We start from the raw sequence: 7,797 nt of genomic DNA, 5'->3' as shown, positions 1-7,797 counted from the left end.
AAGAACAATCTTCATTCCAGCGAAGCTTGCTGCTTCAAGGCTTTTCAAGCCTCAATCTCACTCGCTTCATCAAGTCGCTTTGTTCAGCAGCGACTCTTATAATATATCATGTTCACCGTTTCAAAGTCAAGCGTTTTTTATAACTTTTTTTCAGCCTCTTTCGAAGCGTAAGTTTTAAAAGTTGCTCTCTCAAGAAGGGCGAGTATTAATGTATCACATATTCACATTGAGAGTCAACAGTTATTTCAGAAAAAATAAAAAGCTACATTGTTGCCAAATGTAGCTTCAGCTTCACACCCTATTGTGCTCTGCATTTATCCAACCCATTCATAAGCTTGCACGTTGCCCAAATTCCCATATGGCGTCGTGTGCTCCACCAACTTCTCATCAAGATATCCACGGTGAACGAGCTTCTTCAACAGCGTCGGCAAGTATTTCCCCAGCCACTTGAACTCGGCATGCTGCATAATGTTCGCCATCGGCACAGGGCCCTGAGCTTGCTTTATCCATCCCAATAACGGCGCACAGCTTTCTGTAATCTTCGACGACAATGAAAATTCACAAGCTAGCAGCGCAAGCTGAATCCGCTGCGACATGGATTCCGAACTCATCGTAAACTCTTCGTACATCTTATACACGCCTAAGTTAAGACATTTAACTTGCTGCCATAATGCAGCACGCGGCATTTCCCCCTGCTCCATAACAACAAGGCGCGCCCAGTAATAAAATGCTTGATCTACATAGCGGTAAGCATCGAGCATGTAATTCATCTGTAAAAAATGCTTCGCCTGAGTGTGAGAATCCAGAAAACAAGCATACGTCTTCATATACTCCAGGTGTGCCGATGCCTTCTTGTGATCCTCAAGCCGTTTCCGCCATGCAGTTAGCGTACCGCTGCGATCTACTATAATATCCGCTCGTCCTAAGGAAGATATAAATGGCTGAACTTCTATAGATGTAATCCACTCTTCCCACTCATCAGGATGAACGCAGGTCCAACGTGTAACAGACCGCTCTTCGTTCGAAACTTGAATTGCATGATAAGGATGAGACGGACACTCTTCGTCGATAACCAGTATGTAACGGTCCCATTCGGTATGCTCATGCATTTCTCCGTCAAGCTGATTGCGCTTAAGGACAAGAACACCGCTCACGCTTGCCGCACCGGACAATTGGTCAATTGAGTCATCCATTACTTGTTTCATTCTTTATCCCACGCTTTTTGGCTTTCTTTTACATCGAATGATAGTTTATAATTCTACATAGAATCTCTCTTTCCTTCTAATTCAAAAACATTTTCATACACGATTGGGGGGGCTGCAATGAAACATCGTATTTTCAGAACGAGCAAAATTAACGAGTTCCGTCTTTGGGGTCTTGTCCTTACTCTAGCCGGTATGGGAATGATGGTGCTTGGCACTGCAGGAATTTTAATGTGGGGCTTGCAGGGTAGAGCCTTTGCCGGAGTATTCATGGTCCTCGGTATGATCGTGCTGCTTGGCAGCGTGGCCATTTACTTCTGGGCAGGAATGCTCTCTACTAGCGCAGTCGTGCTGAAATGTCCGGAATGCGGACGCCAGACCAAAATGCTTGGCAAAACGGATCGTTGCATGTTCTGCCGGACCATCCTGACGCTGGATCCTGACAAGGCAACTGCCGAACCGTCACTCGAAGACAATGAAGTTCAAGCATCACAATTGGAAGAGAGCAAATAGAAACAACAAGTGTACAGCATACATAACCAATGTACACAGACCGTTCAACGCATTCACGTGAACGTGAACGTTGGGCCGTATTAATGAAGCCGCCTGCATATGAGCAGACGGCTTTCTTATTTGATAAAGGATTATAAAGTTATGACGCCGGGTACCGTAGCACGTTCCATATATCCGAATCGGCAAAGCTGCGTGCCCAGACTGCGATTCCACCCAATCCAAGCTGCTGCGCAAGCACAATCCGCGAGCGAACAGAGCGCTCATCTTCAATCCATATTTTTTTTACGACGCCATCCTCTTTGAACTCGACATAGTTTTGACCGGTTTGCTCCGAGAAAACAGGCTTCAGCTTCTGCTCCTGCAGCAGTTCTTGAATCGTTCGCATGCCAACCGACTTGGAGCTTACCTTCGTTTCTCCATTCTTCACTTCTTCCGTCCATATTCTCGTATACAGAGGCATTCCGAGCACCAGCTTGTGTGCCGGCACTTTATCTTCTTCCATTATACGAGATACAGATTGCTCCACCCATGGTAAAGAAGCGACTGAGCCCGCGATGGGGCTTGCTGCCCAATGTTCATCGTAAGCCATGACCATCATGAAATCTACGACCTCACCAAGCTTTTCCCTGTCTAAAAATTGCGACCAACGACCACTGCTCGACTTGGCGGTAACGTCTATGGTGACGACTAAGCCTTGAGCATGCATTCGAGGTGTCAGCTCCCGCACGAATTGCGTTAATTGATCCCGATCTTCCACATTTACGTTCTCATAATCAAGGTTAATTCCATCGACCTGATATTGCTCCGCCAATCGCAGCAACTGTTCAATCGTCCGGCTTCGTCTTTCAAATGTAGACAATGCTTCCGTCGTACGCTCCGGCTCGAAGCTGTTGCTGTACAGTGCCCATACCTCTTTGTCATTGCGGTGAGCCCAATTGCTCAGCCTTAGATCACCCTTGCTCTGAACGTTCCCTTCATCATCAGCTAAGCTGAACCACGTGGGGCTAATTACGTTCGTTCCAGGCATGGACGGCAGCTTCGCCGGATCCGGATTGCGAGAATATACAGCTTCCCACGCGAGACTGACAGATTTCTTCTCCTCTACGAATCGCGGCTTCGGTGCCGGTTTCACATCTGGAACTACGTTTTTATCCGTGTACTGTACATCCTTCTTCGGCAAGTAACCAAAAGCTCCGCCATCTGCTTCGACATATACCCACTCATCGCGTTCTTTCCATATTGTCAGCTCCGATCCGCCAGATAACTTCTGTACGATGGCCGAGCGTTTATCCGCTTCTTGTCTCATCGTAACCATATCATCCGCATTCTTCTGCTCGGCGATTACGCCCGCCTGCAAGCTTTGCCCGGGAAAACCAAGCTGTACGGCCCCATTGGAAGGATACTGCTTGGCTTGAAGTCCATACATTTCTTGAAGCACGCCGACAGGTACATACACATCTCCGTCTATACTTACCGCAGCCGCATCCCAATTTTTCGTTCTCCCGTTCCATGTTCCTTTTGACTGTTCGAGCTGAAGCGAGGCCACATCTTTCGCACTAGTCAATATAACCGTGTCCGATGCTGCCTCATAGACGATCGGAAGCTTCTTCTGCAGCGCTTCTAGCGGTATTAGCAGCTTTTCCCCGCGCCCCTTCGTACCATAACCGCTCCACGCTCCGTTCCATGTGAGCGGCTGTTCCACTTTAGACATGTCCGATTCTGCAATCTCGTTATTCGGCCACCATCCATCAAGTCCCTTCCATATACTGATGGTAAGTATGCCGATCCCAATCAAAATAAACAGGCACCCGCCGCAACCCCGTTTCTTCTTTGTAGATCGGGTCGTCCTGCCGTATGGCTGCTCAGAACGATTGTGCGGAGCGCTTGGCCGCCTCCCTCTGTTTCCCATAATGTCGTCACTCCTACTCCCCTGTTTGTCTTGATAAAGATCGTGTATAAAATATAAAAAGCGCGCAAGCAAATAAATGCTGCGCGCATGGTTCATTTCTACATAATCATAGCGAAAGGCTTCTCTACTTGCTGGAAGCTGATTCCGCACAAGCTTGACATACTCCGTACACTTCCATACGGTGGCCTCGTACGACAAAGCCAGTCCGTTCCGCCGCCGTCTGCTCCACTGATTCCAAAGAAGGTATGGAGAAGTCAACGATCTTACCGCATTGCTCACAGATGGCATGGTAATGGTCTGACACATCCGCATCAAAGCGACTAGAACTATCCCCATAAGTCAATTCACGAACGAGCCCAGCCTCGATAAACAACTTCAAGTTGTTATATACCGTAGCGACGCTCATGCTCGGAAATCTCGGTTCGAGCGCTCGATATATTTCATCCGCTGTCGGATGAGTCATAGCATCCATCAAATAGGCTAGAATTGCATGTCTCTGTGGCGTGATGCGTACTCCGGACATTTTTAATTGCTCCAATGCATTTTGAACCCGCGTTTTCATCCTGTCCACCGCCTTCTACGCTCACATTGTAAAGATTCGGGAATTCAAATCGTACATTGTAACGATTATCAGAAAATAATTTCTATATGTCCATTGTACGGGGAAGTTCTTTTTGTTGTCAATGCTAATATATGACGCACAGTTAACGTTTTAATATGCTAATATCTCCGTTTGTCTCCAAAGATAACTGAAAGGCTCCATTTCCTAATGAACCCTCCACTTTATTGTCCATTACATCGAGTGGGAAATTCGTATCGACATCGCCGAATAGATTGGTTGCAACGATGTGGACATTCGCATCCTCCGGAATCCGTATCATCGAATCTCCCGCCAAGCTCTGCAGCTTCCAGTCACCTTCAATGACGTCAGACTCAACGAGCAAGTCGCCGCTCAATGTCTCAGCTTGGATACCGCGCGCAGCTTGGTTTATCTCGATATCTCCATTCTTCGTCTCTGTTATTATGTCTCCGTTTATATCATTAAGGTAGACATTGCCGTGCAATGTAGTAGCGTGCACATCACCCTGGACTTGCTTAACGAAAACATCGCCGTTCAATGTATCCGTCAGAGCGGGTCCCGAGATATCTTGAAGCTGAACAACTCCATTCTTCGTCTTAGCTTCGACCCCACCATTCATTTGTTCGATGCGAATGTCGCCGTTATTGGATTGAACATGCGTCTTCCAAGTTAATGTCTCCGGAACCGTAACGATAATATCCATACGTACTTGCTGTTGATTATTTACATTCCGGGCGGGCACGCCTTCAATCATCAGCTTCTTGTCCGGTATGAGTGTCTTTATTTGTGTACGTGATTTATCGGCAAGAAGTTGCGCATCTTCACGACTTGCACCGTCCACGACGACGGTCGTCTCCACTTCCACCTCTGCGGCAGCTGAGGAACGAATGTATACATTGCCAATATTATTGCGTACGACTAGTTGTTCCACACGGTTGGAAATGGGATGCGTCTGTTTGGGCTGCTTAAATGGTATTCCTTCACCCTTCGCCATTTCCTTCATCATGGAGAAATCAAATTGAATGCTTCTGACCCAATCACGGAATAAAGCCGGCTGTGATACGGTGAACACTGATATTGTAATGAATATGGCGACAAACATGCCTAGCCAATCCATCTTCCATTGTCGTTTTCCGTCTTTATCCTTATGGCGCATTCCAAACCATATATATTCTACACCCCACAGCACGAAGATAAGAGGCCACCACAGGAGCAGCTGGTTCATGCTGTGAAATCCGAACAACTGGTCCATCAGCAGCATGCAACCTACCGTAACAAGCAAGAGCGATGCGGTAAATCGACCCACCTTAAACACTGTAGTCCAACTCCTTACGTCCTGCTAGAGGTTGTTCAAAAAAGACCTTTTTGAACACGTTCTTTTAACGTCTTTTTCTCGATTCTTTTACCAACAAGAAAATCCCTCCGCCTATGAGCACTGCTGCTCCGGCATAGGAACCCGCATAGGTGAAGAACCATCGCAGCCACACCGGATCAACCGTGAACAGCAGCATGATGAATCCCCCGAACAGAAGGAGCAATCCGAGCCAAGGTCCTTGGCGCACATGTTCTGTCGTTCCGTACATCGCTTGATGATTGACCCTCTCTGTACTTTGCAGCGCATCAAATAAGTTAAAGAAATAAATAACAGGGAGCATTAAAGCAAGCAGCACAATCAGAGGTACATTTACTTTCGCATCGACGGCAGAAAAATATACGATTGCTACAATATCGAGCGCCAACAGCATAATGATAATTAATCCCCGCTGCATTAACCCTAAATAGAAATGCCCTACCCCAGGAAAAATAAATGAGAGCATCGACGCGACGAACTTACTCTTCTTCGGGGGCATCGTCCCATACATCGGCGGGACCGGGGGTACCGGTGGCATCTCATTATAAGGGGGAACATCTCTGCGTCCTTGATGAGAGCGGCGCATCCGTTCCAAATAGGCCATGCGACGCCGGAGAAACTGTTCTTCCTGCTCATTGCCTAACTTATCATCTTGATCATTATTGTTCTGCGGGTTGTTGAATCCTTTACGTTCCGTATCTTCCATCTTCATCCCTCCTCATAACACCCCTGCTCCAACGCTTTCTGTCCATTTGCGCTTAAAGAGCGTCTTGGCACGGTACAGTCGAGTTTCCACCGTTCTTACGGGCATTTCCAGCATTTCGGCTATTTCGGCATACGTGCGCTCCCGCATATGATAAAGCTCCATTACCATCCTATATTTATCGGGCAGCGAGCGCAGCGTACGGCGCACTTCTTCGCAACATTCCCGCTTCATTACTTGTTCTTCCGGCATTTCCGATACATCATGGAATTGTAGAGACACGACATGGTACGGCTCCAACCGTTCCACCTGGCCTCCTTTATGCTGCCTGCGTATTGAATCAATGAGTTGATTTTTCGTTAATCGGTAAAGCCATGTCGTAAATTTAGAATCCCCGCGAAAGGTATGCAGATGGCGATAGGCTTTCACCAACACTTCTTGTGCAATATCCTCCGCTAAAAAACGATCTTGAATCGTTCGACAAATACACGTTAACACAAAGGGACGGTGTCTTTCCACCATTATACGCATTGCTTCCTCATTGCCTTCCAATACATGCTGCACCAGCAGCTCATCCGATTGTTTCATCAGCTCACGATACACGTTACGTCGACTTCCTTTCCTCCAGTGCCCAAGGTAGGCCTTTTCACTCTCGCCATACCGTACTAATTTGCTTATCTCTATTGTACGTTGGAGTAAGAAACGAAAGAAACCTTCCTGAGTCTAGGAAGGTTTCACCGACTTTAGTCTAGGCTGCCGTATGCTGACGACGGGGAGACTTGAAGCAGAATCGAGTTCGGGCCCAAGAGCAAAGTATTAGTGCGTGTTCAAAAAGGACCCTTTTCAGCACCGAGAAGTATAAGTTTTCGCAAGAAAACCGCATCGGAAGCATTCGCTAGCGAAACTACATGAGCACCTAAAATGATGGTCAAAAGGGGGCTTTTTGAACAACTTCTATTACTCGAAGGTCATTACTTTCTCCAAATGGCGGAGCCATACACCTGATGCTATTTCCTCATCGCGCACTGCCCGAAAGCCTTCACGTTCATACAGCTTCAACGCAGGCAGATTACGGACACCTGTAGCAATGCGAAATATCGACACCTGGGGGCATTGAAGCGCAAACTTTAATAGCTCTGAACCGATTCCTTGCCTGAAATGATCGGGACGCACCATCAAACGGCAAATATCCATAATCGTGGGCGTAACCATTTCATAAGACAAGGCGCCGACTAATTCAACACCATCCCACCAGCCGTAGAACTTTTCAACCGTCTGCCGCAAGTCCTCGATCGTGTCCATCAGCGGTGGAATCCGATCAAAGCCGAGAATGTCCGCTTCGATGCGGTAAGCCAGCTGCTGCAGGTACCAGAGCTGTTCCAGCGTCTCCTCATCATTCATCTCCAACTGCTTAATCATGACCACACCTCCGTCCTTGCTCCGAATTCGTGTTCAAAAGGTCCCTTTTCAGCACCGGACTTCGAGAGTGATTACAAGATTCGATGTCGAATCACATCTTGGGATGCTTCGTGATCAAAA

At 47.3% G+C, this 7,797-nt stretch carries 8 protein-coding genes; 1 reads left to right on the top strand and 7 read right to left on the bottom strand.

Translation table 11 applies throughout. The features are described from left to right. Nucleotides 1–314: 314 nt before the first annotated feature. Nucleotides 315–1,205 (bottom strand): hypothetical protein, encoded by an 891-nt coding sequence (locus A372_RS0115230; protein ID WP_026011094.1) that lies wholly within the window; start codon nt 1,203–1,205, stop codon nt 315–317. Nucleotides 1,206–1,322: 117 nt separating this feature from the next. Between A372_RS0115230 and A372_RS0115225 the strand changes: the two genes are divergently transcribed. Beyond that, nucleotides 1,323–1,715 (top strand): YgzB family protein, encoded by a 393-nt coding sequence (locus tag A372_RS0115225; protein WP_019421730.1) that lies wholly within the window; start codon nt 1,323–1,325, stop codon nt 1,713–1,715. A gap of 139 nt (nt 1,716–1,854) precedes the next feature. On the opposite strand, the gene A372_RS0115220 is transcribed toward A372_RS0115225, so the two are convergent. The 6 genes from A372_RS0115220 to A372_RS0115195 all read right to left on the bottom strand — a co-directional run bounded on the left by A372_RS0115220 (nt 1,855) and on the right by A372_RS0115195 (nt 7,677). After that, nucleotides 1,855–3,624, bottom strand: coding sequence for a glycosyl hydrolase family 18 protein (locus tag A372_RS0115220; RefSeq protein ID WP_019421729.1), 1,770 nt, complete (start codon nt 3,622–3,624; stop codon nt 1,855–1,857). Nucleotides 3,625–3,748: 124 nt separating this feature from the next. Continuing rightward, a complete protein-coding gene (gene perR / locus A372_RS0115215) occupies nt 3,749–4,186 on the bottom strand; it encodes a peroxide-responsive transcriptional repressor PerR (protein ID WP_019421728.1) in 438 nt (145 codons plus the stop codon). A 142-nt stretch (nt 4,187–4,328) separates the two neighbouring features. Further along, nucleotides 4,329–5,519 carry a DUF4097 family beta strand repeat-containing protein gene (locus A372_RS0115210; protein WP_019421727.1) on the bottom strand — a complete coding sequence of 397 codons (1,191 nt, stop codon included), beginning with the start codon at nt 5,517–5,519 and terminating at the stop codon, nt 4,329–4,331. Between the two features lie 64 nt (nt 5,520–5,583). Next, the gene (locus A372_RS0115205) at nt 5,584–6,261 is read right to left on the bottom strand and encodes a hypothetical protein (RefSeq protein WP_019421726.1); all 678 of its coding nucleotides are present in this window, start codon (nt 6,259–6,261) and stop codon (nt 5,584–5,586) included. Nucleotides 6,262–6,273: 12 nt separating this feature from the next. Further along, nucleotides 6,274–6,861, bottom strand: coding sequence for an RNA polymerase sigma factor (locus A372_RS0115200; RefSeq protein WP_019421725.1), 588 nt, complete (start codon nt 6,859–6,861; stop codon nt 6,274–6,276). Between the two features lie 354 nt (nt 6,862–7,215). Then, entirely contained in the window at nt 7,216–7,677 is a 462-nt protein-coding gene (locus A372_RS0115195; RefSeq protein ID WP_019421724.1) for a GNAT family N-acetyltransferase, read from the bottom strand. Between the last annotated feature and the right edge of the window lie 120 nt (nt 7,678–7,797).

The organism is Paenibacillus sp. OSY-SE, assembly GCF_000283315.1.
Classification (GTDB): Bacteria; Bacillota; Bacilli; order Paenibacillales; family Paenibacillaceae; genus Paenibacillus_B; species Paenibacillus_B profundus.
Note: the sequence above shows the minus strand (reverse complement) of the source record. Positions and strands in the feature narration are given on the sequence as shown.

What these genes read in the sequence shown, in the direction of transcription:
- A372_RS0115230 (WP_026011094.1), bottom strand. Translation starts at nt 1,205, where the DNA reads ATGAAACAAGTAATGGATGACTCAATTGACCAATTGTCCGGTGCGGCA.
- A372_RS0115225 (WP_019421730.1), top strand. Translation starts at nt 1,323, where the DNA reads ATGAAACATCGTATTTTCAGAACGAGCAAAATTAACGAGTTCCGTCTT.
- A372_RS0115220 (WP_019421729.1), bottom strand. Translation starts at nt 3,624, where the DNA reads ATGGGAAACAGAGGGAGGCGGCCAAGCGCTCCGCACAATCGTTCTGAG.
- perR (WP_019421728.1), bottom strand. Translation starts at nt 4,186, where the DNA reads ATGAAAACGCGGGTTCAAAATGCATTGGAGCAATTAAAAATGTCCGGA.
- A372_RS0115205 (WP_019421726.1), bottom strand. Translation starts at nt 6,261, where the DNA reads ATGGAAGATACGGAACGTAAAGGATTCAACAACCCGCAGAACAATAAT.
- A372_RS0115195 (WP_019421724.1), bottom strand. Translation starts at nt 7,677, where the DNA reads ATGATTAAGCAGTTGGAGATGAATGATGAGGAGACGCTGGAACAGCTC.